Source organism: Vibrio sp. nBUS_14, assembly GCF_051201655.1.
In the GTDB taxonomy this organism is placed as follows: Bacteria; Pseudomonadota; Gammaproteobacteria; order Enterobacterales; family Vibrionaceae; genus Vibrio.
Window position 1 is genome coordinate 2,160,006 of the sequence record NZ_CP179206.1, and the last position, 15,265, is coordinate 2,175,270.

General features: G+C 43.1%; 11 protein-coding genes and 5 pseudogenes. 10 read left to right on the top strand and 6 right to left on the bottom strand.

Going from position 1 to position 15,265, the window contains the following annotated elements; all coding sequences use genetic code 11:
- Positions 1-101 precede the first annotated feature (101 nt).
- The gene (locus ACMAZD_RS10195) at positions 102-980 is read left to right on the top strand and encodes a LysR substrate-binding domain-containing protein (RefSeq protein WP_435247146.1); all 879 of its coding nucleotides are present in this window, start codon (positions 102-104) and stop codon (positions 978-980) included.
- 122 nt (positions 981-1,102) lie between these two features.
- Here ACMAZD_RS10195 and tnaA read toward each other — a convergent pair whose 3' ends face one another.
- Together tnaA and ACMAZD_RS10205 are read right to left on the bottom strand one after the other, a co-directional pair.
- Positions 1,103-2,575 (bottom strand): tryptophanase, encoded by a 1,473-nt coding sequence (gene tnaA / locus ACMAZD_RS10200; protein ID WP_435247147.1) that lies wholly within the window; start codon positions 2,573-2,575, stop codon positions 1,103-1,105.
- 592 nt (positions 2,576-3,167) lie between these two features.
- Entirely contained in the window at positions 3,168-4,787 is a 1,620-nt protein-coding gene (locus ACMAZD_RS10205) for an IS1634 family transposase (RefSeq protein ID WP_435247103.1), read from the bottom strand.
- Positions 4,788-4,974: 187 nt separating this feature from the next.
- Here ACMAZD_RS10205 and tnpA point away from each other — a divergent pair, with 187 nt between their 5' ends.
- Genes tnpA through tnpC form a run of 3 tightly spaced genes read left to right on the top strand, consistent with a single transcriptional unit; the run spans position 4,975 to position 7,222 of the window.
- Complete coding sequence (gene tnpA / locus ACMAZD_RS10210; RefSeq protein ID WP_016767112.1) at positions 4,975-5,286, top strand: IS66 family insertion sequence element accessory protein TnpA; 312 nt, start codon at positions 4,975-4,977, stop codon at positions 5,284-5,286.
- Positions 5,283-5,636, top strand: coding sequence for an IS66 family insertion sequence element accessory protein TnpB (gene tnpB, locus ACMAZD_RS10215; protein WP_016785808.1), 354 nt, complete (start codon positions 5,283-5,285; stop codon positions 5,634-5,636). The genes tnpA and tnpB overlap by 4 nt, the downstream gene beginning before the upstream one ends.
- Positions 5,637-5,695: 59 nt before the next feature.
- The gene (gene tnpC, locus ACMAZD_RS10220) at positions 5,696-7,222 is read left to right on the top strand and encodes an IS66 family transposase (RefSeq protein WP_435247148.1); all 1,527 of its coding nucleotides are present in this window, start codon (positions 5,696-5,698) and stop codon (positions 7,220-7,222) included.
- Between the two features lie 259 nt (positions 7,223-7,481).
- Here tnpC and ACMAZD_RS10225 read toward each other — a convergent pair.
- Together ACMAZD_RS10225 and ACMAZD_RS10230 are read right to left on the bottom strand one after the other, a co-directional pair.
- Positions 7,482-7,736, bottom strand: a pseudogene (locus tag ACMAZD_RS10225) (GTPase family protein); the annotation flags it as partial.
- Positions 7,715-8,068 (bottom strand): annotated as a pseudogene (locus ACMAZD_RS10230) (GTPase family protein); the annotation flags it as partial. The pseudogenes ACMAZD_RS10225 and ACMAZD_RS10230, both read right to left, overlap by 22 nt.
- A 204-nt stretch (positions 8,069-8,272) precedes the next feature.
- Here ACMAZD_RS10230 and ACMAZD_RS10235 point away from each other — a divergent pair.
- The 3 genes from ACMAZD_RS10235 (at position 8,273) to ACMAZD_RS10245 (ending at position 11,471) form a co-directional block, all read left to right on the top strand.
- Positions 8,273-8,767: a peptide-methionine (S)-S-oxide reductase gene (locus ACMAZD_RS10235; protein ID WP_435247149.1), complete on the top strand. Its 495-nt coding sequence runs from the start codon at positions 8,273-8,275 to the stop codon at positions 8,765-8,767.
- Positions 8,768-8,948: 181 nt separating this feature from the next.
- Positions 8,949-9,566, top strand: coding sequence for a toxin-antitoxin system YwqK family antitoxin (locus ACMAZD_RS10240; protein WP_435247150.1), 618 nt, complete (start codon positions 8,949-8,951; stop codon positions 9,564-9,566).
- 351 nt (positions 9,567-9,917) lie between these two features.
- Positions 9,918-11,471, top strand: a complete 1,554-nt coding sequence (locus tag ACMAZD_RS10245) for a methyl-accepting chemotaxis protein (RefSeq protein WP_435247151.1) — start codon at positions 9,918-9,920, stop codon at positions 11,469-11,471.
- Positions 11,472-11,599: 128 nt separating this feature from the next.
- Here ACMAZD_RS10245 and ACMAZD_RS10250 read toward each other — a convergent pair.
- Positions 11,600-12,352 (bottom strand): annotated as a pseudogene (locus ACMAZD_RS10250) (FadR/GntR family transcriptional regulator).
- A 7-nt stretch (positions 12,353-12,359) separates the two neighbouring features.
- Positions 12,360-13,121: an IS5 family transposase gene (locus ACMAZD_RS10255; RefSeq protein WP_435247152.1), complete on the bottom strand. Its 762-nt coding sequence runs from the start codon at positions 13,119-13,121 to the stop codon at positions 12,360-12,362.
- A 213-nt stretch (positions 13,122-13,334) separates the two neighbouring features.
- Here ACMAZD_RS10255 and ACMAZD_RS10260 point away from each other — a divergent pair.
- The 3 genes and pseudogenes from ACMAZD_RS10260 to ACMAZD_RS10270 all read left to right on the top strand — a co-directional run.
- Positions 13,335-13,544: pseudogene (locus tag ACMAZD_RS10260) on the top strand (sugar kinase); the annotation flags it as partial.
- Between the two features lie 73 nt (positions 13,545-13,617).
- The gene (locus ACMAZD_RS10265) at positions 13,618-14,244 is read left to right on the top strand and encodes a bifunctional 4-hydroxy-2-oxoglutarate aldolase/2-dehydro-3-deoxy-phosphogluconate aldolase (RefSeq protein WP_435247153.1); all 627 of its coding nucleotides are present in this window, start codon (positions 13,618-13,620) and stop codon (positions 14,242-14,244) included.
- 181 nt (positions 14,245-14,425) lie between these two features.
- Positions 14,426-15,223: pseudogene (locus ACMAZD_RS10270) on the top strand (transporter substrate-binding domain-containing protein).
- The last annotated feature ends 42 nt before the right edge of the window (positions 15,224-15,265 follow it).

Here is a 15,265-nt window from a genome sequence, read left to right on the forward strand (position 1 = left end):
TGGGTTTTACATTAGCGCGATGATATTAGAGTCACATGATCTTTACGCTTTAGCTACACCAAAGATTAGTATCGTTACCATCTAAGCAATTTGGAGTGCTTGTGGACATCAATCTAGATATTCAGAATATCTTGGTCATCAAACGTATGTACGAACTTCGCAATGTGGGGTTAGTTGCGGAGTCACTAGGAAAAACTTCAGGGGCGATAAGTAAGAACCTTTCGAAGTTAAAAATACAGCTCGATGATCCGCTGTTCATTCAAACCAAACACGGGTTTGAACCAACGACTTTTGTTGAAACCAATATCGAGAACTTTGAGCAGATATTGAGCAGCGTTGAAGCGATAAAACACCAAGTATTCTCACCAGAAACTTACCACGGCGATATCAAAATCTACGCGAACACACTATTCTGGGAGCGCTTTGGCTCGAAGCTCTACTTCACACTGACCAAAGAAGCCCCGCATGCTCGCTACTCATTCGTTAGATGGGGCAGCAATGTTAAGAACAGGCTCATCGACGGCGAAGAGTCCGTGGCGATTCACTACTTTGATGAAACTCTACCGCAGTCGATTTCTCAAATGGAATTCGGAAAAGGAAAAGTGGTGTTCTTCGTAAGAGACGATCATCCGGCGAAAGACTTTGAGTCGCTCGCCGACTATCCAATCATTATCTTTAAAACCCCAGGGTGGAATAACAATAATTACCCAATCCTTGAGCGCCTTAAAAATATAGGTTTTCACGTCAATCCACGAGTGGAAGCTGATCACCCTGCAATGATTCACGACATCGTCTTAAAATCTGACTATTTTGGTATCACCCTAGATGGCAGCGTACCAGACGGTTGCAGCAGTATTGATTTACCTGAAAATCTAACGATCGATGTGAGCTATGTGATGAGCTGCCGCCGTTCGCAAAAAGACGCGCCTTTGAATCAATGGCTATTTAAAATCCTGAAAACCACACTGGAAAACAAGTAAACCTAGCCACTTAAAACCGACTGATAACGGCTTCACTGTTCCAGCACCCGCTTCAGAAAAGAAAAGGCTCCAAGAGGAGCCTTTAATTATGGTTCTGATGACTATTCGTCTATTTTATTATTTTAAAATGCTTCTTCGATCCTTGGTTCGCTCTTTTTGTCTGGTTGATGCTCATAGGCTTCCACCTCTTTCAAACGAGCGGTGAAATGCCTAAGCACTGGCGGTTCGTAGACAAAATCGAGCCCTTTCACCTTACTCGCGTTCTCTTTTACTTTCTCGAACGCTTCAATAATGAAATCCATGTGTGTTTGTGTGTACGTCGCGCGTGGAATGGTTAAGCGCAATAGCTCTGCAGGGCATGGATGCTGATCACCCGTTGCTGGGTCTCGACCTTGAAGTAAAGAACCAATCTCAACCGCTCTGATACCTGCCACTTTGTATAGTTCACACGCCAAAGCATGTGCGGGGAATTGATCCGCTGAAATATGAGGAAGCAATTTACCCGCATCGACAAACGCAGCATGACCGCCCGCTTGCTGACACACGATACCTATGGCTTCTAAACCATCAACAAGGTATTGAACCTGACCTACACGGTACTCCAACCAATCTTGACGCATGCCGTCATAAAGGCCAACCGCCAAACGCTCCATCGCGCCGCCTTCTAACCCACCATAAGTTGGGAAACCCTCTTGAACGACACACAAGGTTCGACATTCTGTGTACACATCCATGAATGACGCATCTTTAAAGCAAAGTAAGCCGCCCATCTGTACCATCGCATCCTTCTTAGCAGACATCGCTAAACCATCCGCGTATTTGTAAGATTCGCGTGTGATCTGTTCGATTGTCCAATCTTGATAACCGACTTCACGCTGCTGAATGAAGTAAGCATTTTCAGCGTAGCGTGCAGAATCCATAATTACTGGGATATCGTACTTCTGTGCGATTTCATACACGGCTTTAAGGTTGGCAATAGAGACAGGTTGTCCACCAGCTGAGTTACAGGTAATGGTGCTCACAATATAAGGAACATTAGCCGCCCCTGCTTCTAAGATCGCTTCTTCCAGTTTCACCACATCGAAGTTGCCTTTGAAGTCCGCATTCACTGAGGTATCAAACGCTTCTTTGGTATAAACGTTTTTCGCGACACAGCAATTCACTTGAGTGTGGCCTTGCGTGGTATCGAAGAAGTAGTTCGACAAAGCGACCATTTTGCTGCGATCGAGTCCTTTTTCCATTTCGCGCTTCTTAATCAGAACAGGAATGTAAATCTGCTCTGCTCCACGCCCTTGGTGAGTAGGAATGGTCAGCTCATAGCCGAAGATATCTTTCACCGCATTCGACAATGCATAGTAGCTGCGGCTACCACTGTAGGCTTCATCACCCATCAACATCGCAGCTTGCATACGTTGAGTGATTGAACCGGTACCGCTGTCGGTCAGCAAATCGATGAACACATCATCACTGTCGAGCAAAAATGGGTTCATACCCGCTTCGACAATGGCTTGTTCACGATAGGCGCGAGTTGTTCTTTTTACTGGCTCTACAACGCGAATACGAAACGGTTCTGGTAGATGTTTGAAGTTTTCCATAATAGTCCCTTTCAACAAATTCAGCCTTAAAGCGAAAAATCTGAATTCATTATTTTAGATGTCACGAGTCATCACCATTAATTTAGTTTCACGCACGATCACTCTCGTGATAATTACGAAAAAAATTAATAGTTAGAAATAGATTATTTAATCAATGATGTATTGATTGGAATCCAATTAATAATGACTAGAGATAAGAACTGCATGCACCAAACCACATAGAGCGAACGCATGAAAAACGACATTCCTTAAAGACAAAATTAACAGGACTGGACAAAGCTCAAGAGCTCTGCTGGCGCGTGACGCCTAGAGGGTACTACTCTGAAGAAAGGTGGAACGAGAGCTGGTGATCTAAGGTGTACCAAGCTAACAAGGTTAGCCATGTTGTTGATTGCCATTTCAGATACATGTTCACAATATATCCCTTCGTTGAAATCAAGGTGATCCGGAATTTAAATATAGTGCAATTATTTTATAAATACAGCGAAAGAAAGTATAAATGTGATCAATATTTAGAATGACAATTAAGTACGATAGCGTGTTATATAAACTGTGAAGACCATCATTTTATATCCGACATTCCGCACCTCATTTAGGAATAAATTGCTTCATATAGCTTACCTAGCAATTGAAGCAATCTCCTCTGATGGTCTTGAATGCCGGTGATAAACCATTGTTCGCCGAACTCAAGTGTATCGACCCCTTCAAATTTTAAAAACACCCAGCGAGCAGTTGGCTTAGATGTGGTTTTGTTCTTAACCATGCTTGGAAAAAATTCTTCAGTAACAGCCAACTCTTCACGTATCTTATGCTCGAGTCCAGCATAAACCATTAGGCTTAAGGTCATTATCATGAGTAAAGCTTCGATGCGTTGTGGTTTTTTTAAGAAGATAGATGATGTTAAAAACTCAGGGCTTTTAAGGAAGCGAAAACCTCGCTCGACTTTCTGTTGTGACTTGTAGTGTTCCAGTAACGCAGCCATATCGAGATCGGTACTTTCAGTATCATTGGTCGCAAGAATGAACATACCAACTTTAAGCTTCGCGAGTTTTACTTTTTCTAAATCAGTGAACGGATTTGCTTCAATTTTGTAGTGGTATCCAGTTGGAACCTCATCTTTTTTAGGGCGCCCTCGGCCAGCAAACTCGGGCACTTGCCGTATCTCACTTTGCTCGAAACTCAACAGTTGGCATTGACTCTGAAATTCACTCATAGCCTTTTGTGCATCAGTCGCACAGGCAAATTGTTTCTTAGCTAATTGAGCTAGAGATTTAAGCTCTTTGGTCAGATTTTTATCCAAATTTTTATAAAAAGTGGCTTCTTCTCGCTTTGTCGCTTGCTCGCTGTTCACTAACAACCATCGCTGCTTCACGTTGCCATAATCAGATTCAATCCAGTGCCCCGAATAACCATTACCGATAGGCTCTAATTGCGCTGGCGATAATGCCAGTAGAGCTTGTTTGGCCATTTTAATGGTCATTGGGACGCGTGTAATGAACTTCTGCTTTTGTTCATCAAGTGAGCAAATACTGTCTGACGTGTATAAAGCTGCATCAGCAATAAAGTAACGACTATTTTGCGCGGCTTTAAGACAGTGAATATGGCGCTTAGTGACCTCTGCAAATGCTTTTGCATCGTTCGTGTTTCCACTGAGAGCCTGCATATAAACAGGGAGCCCTGCTTGATTTTCACAAATTAATTCAAGGACAACCTGATTCAATTCAGGTCGGTGATCTCGACTATAACCTTTGACGAGTTGAATAGAATTAATGTCATCCTCTGCTGATTGAGCATATTCACCATCAACATGGAAACTCGTTATATCAAGGTGGACAGACTCTGTCTTGAGGCCCAATTTTTCAACGGTATGCTCTGCAATAACTTGATATAAAATAGATACATCAGCTTCAAATAAAGCATCTAATGTGCGCCCAAGAACATCATCAGTTAAGTGGTGCGCTTCTATGTTTTTAGCAAGCAGCTTTGATATTGGCTTTGTCTCGAAAAAGTCAGAAAACATATGCAATGTTCGACTATGGAAGCCCAAACCGTTCAAAATCATGGCTAGAACGGCATCACCGTGTGAGACATTATGCTCTGAATACTTAGGAATTATGCGGTCGATAAGCCCGGGTAAATCAATCTCATGACAGAATGCAGCGATTAATCCAAGATGATCTAAGCGTTTTATGACAGGTTGAGGAGCAGACATCGCAAGTTACCGGCAAATAAAAGTAATAGATCAAAACGGGGGATCTGCGTCAAGTCTCAACTGCAATCATTATTGATAAATGATCGTGGGATCACACTAATTAAAATGTAAGCGCGTCATAAACCCCGCATTCTAATCGCCTAGCGCGAAGAATAAGATCAAGTCTCCAACCATAAGGAGATTTGAAATGGGAAAACGACACACTAATCAAGAATGGCAAACGCTCATCGAGCAATCTGAATCGAGTTCATTGTCAACGCTTGCATTTTGTAAGCTAAATGAACTCAACCCCTCGACGTTTTACGCTAAGCGCCAGCAACTCAAAAAAGCAGATGTCTCTCAAGGCTTTGTACGGGCAGAGATCGTCGAAAAGACAACGAAATATCAAGCTCAAATAGCCACCGCTAACATGACACTTCTCATCAATGATGTGGAGTTGAGCATTCCTCAAGGCACGCCCGCTACCTACCTGGCAGAACTCATTGGAGCCTTGTCATGAAACATATGCTCAGCGCACCAGAGATTTATCTGTATCGTGAGAGTGTCGATTTTAGAAAGTCCATCAATGGCCTCGCGGCGATTATCGAAAGTGACACCGATTTACCCTTGGGAAGTGGCGCACTGTTCCTGTTCACCAATAAACAGCGCGACAAAATCAAAGTGCTGTACTGGGATAAAACTGGCTTTGCGCTTTGGTATAAACGTCTTGAAAAAGCCAAGTATAAATGGCCTACAAAAGAGAAAAATGAAGTGTTTACCCTGACTCAATTCGAGCTTGATAGACTGCTTTCTGGCTTCACGATTATCGGCCATAAACCCGTTCAAATAAACGATTTTACAATGACTTAATCGATAATAAAGCCTTATCTACCAAGCGTAAATGGTATGATTTTAGTATAATCAATGCCATGAAAAAGACGCCAGATATCAACCCAGAAAGCCAAGATGTTGCCAAGCTACAAGCGATGGTGAAAGCGCTGATGGCGTCAGAAAACCAATGGAAACAAGAGCGTCAATCTCTGCTTGAGCAACTCAAACTTGCTTTCGACCGCCAGTTCGCAAAACGCTCGGAGGCGTTAAAGCCTTACGATGAATCTCAAGGTGACCTCTTCAACGAAGTGGAATGTGAAGCCGCTAAGGGAGAGGTGGTTGAGGTAACAACGACCACAACGAAGAAGCGTGGTAAACGCAAGCCACTTCCAAAGACTTTGCCTCGTGAGGTTATCGAACTCGATTTAGACGACCATGAAAAACAGTGTGCATGCTGCCAACATAGTCTGCATAAAATCGGTGAAGACCGCAGTGAGAAACTTGAGTTCTCACCAGCCGTGCTCAAAGTGCTGGAATATGTTCGTCCTAAGTATGCTTGTCGTCAGTGCGAGCAAACTGAAGACAAAAGCCACATCGTTCAAAAGCCAGCGCCCCAGAGCATCATCCCTAAAAGCTTCGCGACAGAAAGCTTGCTAGCCAACATCATCCTTGGCAAATATCAATACGCAATGCCACTGTACCGCCAAGAGTCGCTGTTTACCCAGTCGGGTATCGAGCTATCACGAACCACGATGGCAAGGTGGGTTATCCAAGTCAGTGAGAAGTTCACACCGCTGTATGCGGCCTTGAAAGAGCATCTACTCCAACAAGTGGTGGTTCAGGCAGATGAAACGCCGCTCAATGTCCTCAAAGAAGATAAACAGTGTTATATGTGGCTCTACTGCTCGGGCGCAGACTCGCCCGACGCTGCACTGCCGAATGTAAAGAATATCGCCTTGTACGACTATCAAAACAGTCGCGCGAGGGCATGCCCTGTTGCCTTCTTGGGGGATTACAGTGGTTATCTGCAAACCGATGGCTATGGTGCCTATGATGGTCTTCATCACGTAACCAATGTTGGTTGCTTGGCACATGCACGGCGTAAGTTCATGGATGCTAAGAAGCTTCAAGGTAAAGGTAAGTCAGGCAAAGCAGATAAAGCGCTAGCCAAAATCCAGAAGCTCTATGGGATAGAATCGCGCTTAAGAGGTGCGACTGTCGAAACACGAAAAGCAGAACGTCAACTGCATGCCAAGCCGATACTGGATGAGCTGTACGAGTGGATGACGACTCAACAAGTGCTAGCGTCTAGCTCGCTGGGCAAGGCGATAAAATACACGCTCGGCCAATGGCCGAAACTTATCCGCTATATCGATGACGGTCATTTATCTATCGATAATAATCGTGCTGAACGCGCCATTAAACCGCTGGTCATTGGCAGAAAAAATTGGCTCTTCTCGAACACACCAAATGGTGCTGATGCGAGCGCGATGCTTTACAGCATCGTCGAGACGGCGAAAGCCAACGGCCTTATCCTCTACGACTACATGGTCAAGTGCATGAAAGAGCTAGCGAAAGCTGAGCCTGATATCGATGCGCTCCTACCTTGGAACTTCAAACATTAACAACATCGCCTCGTGGGTTCATGGGGCGTTTACATTAAAATCTAGAATTGGCTGCGGAATGACGGTTATATACTATTAAACTAGTTCATGGAATTAACTAAGCGTTGAAAAATCTCTGCGGTAATAGAGGTTCAATAATAATGAATGGTAGATAAAAAGCTCTGATAATCACTGAGTTTCGTTAACTTCACCTTCAGCCTCATCAGAGCTTAATTGTTAGTGTTATTGCCATAGCTATTACCACTTCCACTAAATCAGGTTACTTCTTCTTAACCACTTGTTTAATCGCCATTTCAGCTAACTTCGGTGTCGCGGCTTTCAGTGCACTGGGTGCCACCTTCTTACCTACTTTTACCGCTTTGTTCAGCTGTCCTTTAAGCGACGTTCCTATTTTCATTGCTTCAAAACGTTGGCGATTTCTCTGCACGTTATTTGCCTCAGAGATACGCTCGAGCAGCGTTGGCCTTAGAGCATCTAAACCAAACTGCGCCTTTTCAGGAGCAATCGCGAGCGGCGGCTAACCTCTTCAAATAATTTAAGCCCTTCAGGAATCGAAAAATCGAGTGATTTCTTATCAAACTTTTTGGCGACAAACTCAAGCACCTCTAAACTGGTTTAGCCGAGGTTGCCCCACTCTATCTCGACCATTAATTGTTGGCGTACATAGTGTTTCGAGCCATTCCAAATCAACAGCTCAGCTTGCGACCATTCGTCAGATGCTTTGACCATCGCATCATTAGTGTCAGCACTCTTAGTCGGTGATTCGGTTTCCCCTTCGCTCACAGGGTTTGCAGACGCATCGCTATAAGTTGGTTCGCGCGAAGAACGGCTAGAAATGAATAAAGGGGTGATGACAAAGCAATACTGACTTATATAATCACAAATCATCTTAAACTTATGTTTGTTCAGCCGCACAGGTTTACAATACCTAAACGCTTGTTTTTATTTGTGCGCTCATTTTTATAGACGCTTTTTTATACGTGCGGGTATCATCGTATTGATTCACGCATCGAACGAACATCAACAAACACAGAGAGCTCAAAGAGAAATATGGAACAAATTTATTTAGCAGGCGGATGCTTGTGGGGTGTACAAGAGTTCATCAAGTATGTGCCCGGCGTGATCAGCACAGAAGCAGGTCGTGCTAATGGAAACGTCCAGCTAACCGAAAACGGGACGACACAAAGCGATTACGATGGCTATGCAGAGTGCGTACAAATTGAATTTGATCCAAGTATCACGTCAGTAACGATTTTGATGGAACACTTGTATGAGATTATCGACCCTTACAGCGTGAATAAACAAGGTGCCGATGTGGGAGAGAAATACCGCACAGGCGTATACAGCACCAACGCAGCACACTTAAAAGAAGCTAAGTACTATGTTGCCTCTCGTGACGACGCCGACCGTATCGCACTCGAGATATTGCCGTTAACTCATTATGTCGCGAGTGATGACATCCACCAGCATCACCTAAGCCACTTCCCTGAAGATCACCACTTATGCCATATCCCTTGGAATCTGCTGCATAAGTATAAATCTTAGTTCAAGAGCTTATCGATTGATCTATTTCACCATCAAATCGGAAATGAAAGAAAGTTCCCCAATACGACACACCAATAGTGAAAACTTGAAAACCAGTAATAAGTACTGACAGCAGTTCGAGAAAATGGAATGCTTTTAACACACCGATTACATTTTCCCCGTCCATTAAAAAGGTGTCATTATGAAGAAATACATCCCTATATTGATTGCTCTTAGTACGATGTCTTCTATGAGTTATGCAGCCACACCACGTGAAGATGCTGATGCTGTTGACTATTTACAGATGCGTAAAGGCTTGGCTTATCAAGTAAACCATTCAAAACCCTTTACTGGTCAGTTTGAAGAGAAGTTCGATAATGGTCAAGTCGCGACCCAAGCTCAATTTTCCGACGGCCTAGAACTTGGTTTAGAAACCAACTGGTATCCGAACGGCCAAGTTGCCTCTAAAGTGAATTACGTTAAAGGTGAATTACAAGGCAAAGCAGAAACCTGGTATCCCAACGGCCAGAAGAAAGCCGAGCTCAACTATAAAGACAACGAACTATCGGGTGTTGCTTCTCGATGGTATCCAAATGGCGAACAAAGCCTGACCGCTGAATACAGCGACGGACAAAAAGATGGTCTGGTAACGGGCTATTACCCTAACGGCAATAAGGCAAGCCAAGCGAAATTCAATGAAGGCGAAGTGGCGAATGGAAAATTAAAGCGCTGGAACCTTAACGGAGACAAGGTTGAAGAACTGACCTTTAAAGACCACAAAATCACGTCTAAACAAGTTTGGATGCCGACAGAAAGCTAAATACAAACGGATGAGTGCTCGTGTGACAAAGCACAAGTACTCACCTTCTTTAATCTCAGGTAAGCACCGAATTCTCCATTAACAAGATCTATCGTCCTCATCTCTGTCCCCTTCTTCTTCCGGTTCCTTTTACGCTCTAAATAATCATTAATAACAAAACAATCATCAATAGCCATTGAAAATAATGAATATTTAACTTGTTAATAATCATTTAATAAAATACTGTTATCAAACGTTTCCGTTGCGAGTCAGATCTCAATTACCGACCTCGTAAGCTATCTACACGCAAATAAGAGAAACACGATTCCAAATACGTTATTGAGTCATATTGTTTTGCTTTGGTGCCCGCCTATGAAAATTAAAACCTCCCTTTTCAGCCTTACTTGCTTGTCGATTATTTCGTTATTGGTTGTTGTGTCATTCACTGAACTGGCCAACCTGAAATTGATCAAACTTGAAAAAACGCTGATCAAAGTAAAGTCGCTCGAAGTCTCTATGCTTCAGCTCAATAGAACCGAATTAGAGTTTCTAATAAGCCACGAGAAAGCATTCAAGCCTGTGTTTGCTCAAGAGTACTCTCACTTTCAACAACTGATGAGCAGTTTCTCTGTCTTGCTTAAAGAGTCTGATATCGCAGTCCCTGAGTTAGAAAAGCTGACACTTGAAGTCAAGCAATACGACAAAGACTTTTCGTTAATGGTCGATGCCATAGACCACAACCCAGCTAAGGTCGCTGAACTCAAATCAGAAATGAAAATGCTGTTTGAAGATATCATCTCTATATTCATCAACGTTGAAAGCCGCTTGGAACAGCAGGTCGAATCAATTCAACAAACCATTACGACCTTTATTATTGGTTCCATTGTTACCGTCGCTGCATTACTGATGGCACTATCTTTTGGCATTTCATCTCGTGTCGCGAAGAAAATAGCCTCGTTAAACTCAACCATGTTGTTGGTCGCGCAGCAACGTGACTTTACCGTAAGAGCCGACGACAGCGGAACAGACGAAATAGCCGATATAGCAAGGGCGTTTAATACAGTACTCGCCGATATTCGTCAGCTTATCGGCCAAGTTCAGGGCTCTATTCAAGAGTTAGGCAACATATCTAACCAGCTTCAGCACGATGGAATGGAAGTTGAGAGTACTTTAAACAAACAGCAGCAACAAACCGAAAATATTGCGACCGCGATAAACCAGATGGGCAGCAATATTCAAAATGTGGCAACCAACAGTGAAAATGCCTCATCCAATGCACAAAGCAGTTTCGCCACAGCGAATGATGGCCTGAACGACGTGGCATTCACCAGAGACACCATCAATACGCTTTCGACTGATCTCGTCAGTGCGAGTGAAGAAGTGAATCGCCTCTCTGTTCATTCCGAGAAAATTAATACGGTTTTAGAAGTGATTAAAGGCATTGCAGATCAAACCAACCTGCTTGCTCTGAATGCAGCGATAGAAGCGGCACGCGCTGGCGAACAAGGTCGTGGCTTTGCGGTGGTTGCTGACGAAGTAAGAACCCTAGCGGGCAGAACTCAGCTTTCAACCGAAGAGATCTCAACGATTATTCAAGGTGTTCAAGATCAAACCCAAATGGTGGTTAACACGATTCAAAATTGTTGTGAAAAAGGTAACAGCAGTGTCGACTCTTGTGAGAAGGCACATTCAAGGATAACATCGGTTATCTCAGACATGGAAACCATTCTAAATAACAGTTTAGAAGTCTCCAATGCAATGAAAGAGCAAAGTGAGGTCACATCAGAGGTCATTGAAAACGTGAGTGCGATTAAGCAGCTAACATTAGCCAATGTAACGGGAGCGTCGAGAAACGCGGCTTCTGCAACGTCTGTGGTAGAACAAACCGACTCATTAGAACGTGCGGTGATTGATCTAAAGATCTAAACCGACTCTCATTGGTTTATTTCTTATTACGGATTAACTTAAATGTAAGTTATACAAATAGGAAAAGTTGAGGGACAAAAGCACGCTTAGCGTGCTTTAAAATAACCATGTGCTACTCGACTTACGCATCAACTACAAACTAAATACTCTGTTGTTAACTGATAGTTTAACCGCTGTAGGTGGCTTGCTGACGCCTGGCGTGCTTTATCACTATTACCAACCATAATTGCTTCGTAAATGGCACGATGTTCTTGGATACACGTGTTGCCCTGTTCTGAGGAGTGAGCAATAAAGTGATTAAACATGGTCGTTAAAATGTGACCAAATGGTAGGTAGAAGTCATTCCCTGTTGCCCTAAAAATAAGGCTATGGAACTTCATATTAATGTTTAACCAACGCTCTTTATCCAACGGTTATTGTCTAGAAATATCGACCATCTTTTGGAAATTTTCCGATAATTCAACACGTTGCTCAACACTTGCAAATTTAGAAGCTAACGCACAAGTTTCTGGCTCAATAGCCCGGCGTAATCCTAAGAATTGATGACAGAATTGGTCGATACCTGTGAGCCCATCCATCCACTCAATATGCTGTGAATCTAAAACATTCCAGTATGCTCGGTCAACGACTCGAGTACCAATTTTCGGACGGGATTCTAGCAACCCTTTGGAAGTGAGAAGCTTAACAGCTTCTCGTAATGCCGTTCTACTAATACCAAATTGCTCACACAGAGCCATCTCGCCTGGGATGATCGAGCCCTGAGGCAAATCACCCGACAAAATACCGCGAGCAATTTCACGTGCCACTTGCACATGTAAGCTTCGCTTAGAGCCTGAAATTGAATTAAAAGTGCCTAGGGCGTGTTGATCTTTGCTGTACATTCCGTGTTCAACAATACATCGGTAGCCACATTAACATGAATGCCAGTGATAACATGCTGGCATAATTCCTTTCTAGCTTGTCATATCTACTTGAAATAGCTCGATAATTCTTAATTCTCCCAAAGGCATTTTCGACCAAGTGACGATACTTGTATAGACACCAATCCATACTGTCTTTGTCTATATCTTGTCCGTAATTGCGTTTAGCAATTACTGTTTCTCCGCCACGTTCCTTAACAAAAGTTCGGAAAGGTTCACTGTCATATCCTTTATCACAAACGATGGTATTAACTTCATCGAGTTGCTCAACTAAGCTTTCGGCATGCACTATATCGTGGCGTTGTCCCTCTGATAAATCAAAGCAAATCGGCAGGCCACCACTATCTACAGCTAAGTGAATTTTGGTTGAGTTGCCCCCGCGACTTTTTCCTATTTGCTCTGAACTTTCAGTAGCTGCACCTGTACTATGCTGATGCGCTCTAACTATAGAGCCATCAAGAAATACCCATTCAAAGTCAGCCATGCTAGATAAGCTTTTGAAAAGATTATCTAAAATCCCTTTCTTTGACCAAAGATTAAATCGTCTGTAAACGGTACTCCACTCTCCGAACTCAGAGGGTAGATCTCGCCAAGGAATACCTGTTCTCATTCGATAAAGTATTCCTTCAAATGTCATTCGATGTTCAGTTTTATCGTAAATACGACCTGTACTTTTCATAACTTGGAGTAGCAGTTCCCAGCGAATATCAGTTAGCATTGTTCTTGGCATGGTATTGGTTATGGTTTTACTTTTGGCGAAGCAAATTATAACTCTTTACCATGCTGTTCAAAAAACACTCACGAAAGATCAACACGCCCTAGCATAAGTCTAATTACGTATTAGATATGTATTATTAAACTACACTTTAGCACTGAAAGTACGATGCACCAGATCGGCCCACCGACCACGAAAGTTCCCTTGAGATTCTTTGGTTTAGTGCCATCGTACTCATACGTTGCAACACCAACAGTAATCAATATTGTTGATACTGCAGCTGCTGGTGACTTTTTCCGTTCAAGATCCTAGTTAAGTGCTTGGAACGGTGGTAATGCTAGCGATGCAGCATTAGCCGGTCATATTGTGGCAGGGACTGTGATTCCGCATCCAGGTGCTATCATACCTCTAAAAGCGACGCCTGATTTGTCTTTATAATTACGGACTTTATATATTAATCAAGGGTTTGCTTAGTTGAAAGCAAGCCCATAATTAACGTGAGAAAGAATTCATGACTACATTAAATGAACAACTAACAAGCCTAAAAGTAATCCCTATAATCGCTATCAACCGTGCTGAAGACGCTATCCCTCTAGGTAAAGCACTTGTTGAAAACGGTATACCATGTGCAGAAATCACACTACGTACAGAATGTGCAATCGAAGCGATTCGCATCATGCGTAAAGAATTTCCAGACATGCTAATCGGTTCAGGTACGGTACTGACTAACGAGCAAGTTGACGCATCTATCGAAGCAGGCGTTGATTTCATCGTAAGCCCAGGTTTCAACCCTCGTACTGTTCAGTACTGTATCGACAAAGGTGTTGCGATTGTACCGGGTGTAAACAACCCAAGCCTAGTTGAGCAAGCAATGGAAATGGGTCTTCGCACGTTGAAGTTCTTCCCTGCTGAGCCTTCTGGCGGTACTGGTATGCTTAAAGCACTAACCGCAGTTTACCCTGTTAAATTCATGCCAACTGGCGGCGTAAGCTTGAAGAATGTAGATGAATACCTATCTATCCCTTCTGTACTTGCGTGTGGCGGTACTTGGATGGTTCCAACTAACCTTATCGACGAAGGTAAGTGGGATGAACTAGGCAAGCTTGTTCGTGACGCAGTTGAATTCGTTAATAAGTAAGCCGCATCACCTACTGGCATTTTAACGTATTAATTTTTAAGATATAAAGCGATCGCGAGATCGCTTTTTAATACTTCTAGAGCTAAAAATAGCTACTAAATCGCACTCTTAACTCCTCGATTGCCTCTCAACTCCGACCTTTCCAATGGTTTGATCTCTTTCTCTGATTGTTTCTGTTACTTTGAATGACAACACAAACACAACAGACAATTACAATGAAAAAATATCACTATTACTTGCTTCCATTACTCTGGTACTTTCTGATGTAGCACAAGCTGACCAGCTAGAGGACATTCAAAAGTCAGGCACACTTCGTGTCGACACCACAGGCGACTACAAATCTTTTTCTTACTTCGACGGCCAAACCTACTCTCGTTATGACATTGACGTAGCCAAGCATATTGCTGAGCAGTTTGGGCGTTGAATTACAGATTGTCCGTACCACATGGAAAGATCGGCTAACTGACCTCGACAGCGATAAATACGACATCGCGATGAGCGGTATCACACGTAAATTGCAGCGTCATTAAACGCAGAACAAACTCAAGGCTACATGACCTTTGGTAAGCGTTTCTTAGTTACGAAAGGCAAAGCGGAACAATACAACAGCATTGAGAAAGTGAACCTTTCTTCTGTGCGTGTTGGCGTTAATATCGGCGGGACTAACGAGATTCTTGCGGATGCTAACTTGCAAGACGCGATCTTTACACCTTACGAGAACAACCTAGACGTTCCGCAAGCCGTTGCGGAAGGTAAAATTGATGTAATGGTGACAGAAACTCCTGAAGGCCTGTTCTATCAAGTGACAGACGAGCGCCTTGAAGCCGCTCGTTGTGAGACACCGTTTACCAACAGCCAATTCGGTTACCTGATTCAAAAAGGTGAACAACGCTTGTTGAACACAGTGAACTTCATTATGGATGAGATGAAATTGAAAGGCGTTGAAGAAGAGTTCCTGATTCACAACTCTCTTAAGTAACTCTTTACGATTTATACAGTGACAAAAAAGAGGCCAGCAATG

Excerpts from the sequence above, each read along its gene's own strand:
- tnaA (WP_435247147.1), bottom strand. The coding sequence starts at position 2,575 with ATGGAAAACTTCAAACATCTACCAGAACCGTTTCGTATTCGCGTTGTA.
- ACMAZD_RS10205 (WP_435247103.1), bottom strand. The coding sequence starts at position 4,787 with ATGTCTGCTCCTCAACCTGTCATAAAACGCTTAGATCATCTTGGATTA.
- tnpA (WP_016767112.1), top strand. The coding sequence starts at position 4,975 with ATGGGAAAACGACACACTAATCAAGAATGGCAAACGCTCATCGAGCAA.
- tnpB (WP_016785808.1), top strand. The coding sequence starts at position 5,283 with ATGAAACATATGCTCAGCGCACCAGAGATTTATCTGTATCGTGAGAGT.
- tnpC (WP_435247148.1), top strand. The coding sequence starts at position 5,696 with ATGAAAAAGACGCCAGATATCAACCCAGAAAGCCAAGATGTTGCCAAG.
- ACMAZD_RS10235 (WP_435247149.1), top strand. The coding sequence starts at position 8,273 with ATGGAACAAATTTATTTAGCAGGCGGATGCTTGTGGGGTGTACAAGAG.
- ACMAZD_RS10240 (WP_435247150.1), top strand. The coding sequence starts at position 8,949 with ATGAAGAAATACATCCCTATATTGATTGCTCTTAGTACGATGTCTTCT.
- ACMAZD_RS10245 (WP_435247151.1), top strand. The coding sequence starts at position 9,918 with ATGAAAATTAAAACCTCCCTTTTCAGCCTTACTTGCTTGTCGATTATT.
- ACMAZD_RS10255 (WP_435247152.1), bottom strand. The coding sequence starts at position 13,121 with ATGCCAAGAACAATGCTAACTGATATTCGCTGGGAACTGCTACTCCAA.
- ACMAZD_RS10265 (WP_435247153.1), top strand. The coding sequence starts at position 13,618 with ATGACTACATTAAATGAACAACTAACAAGCCTAAAAGTAATCCCTATA.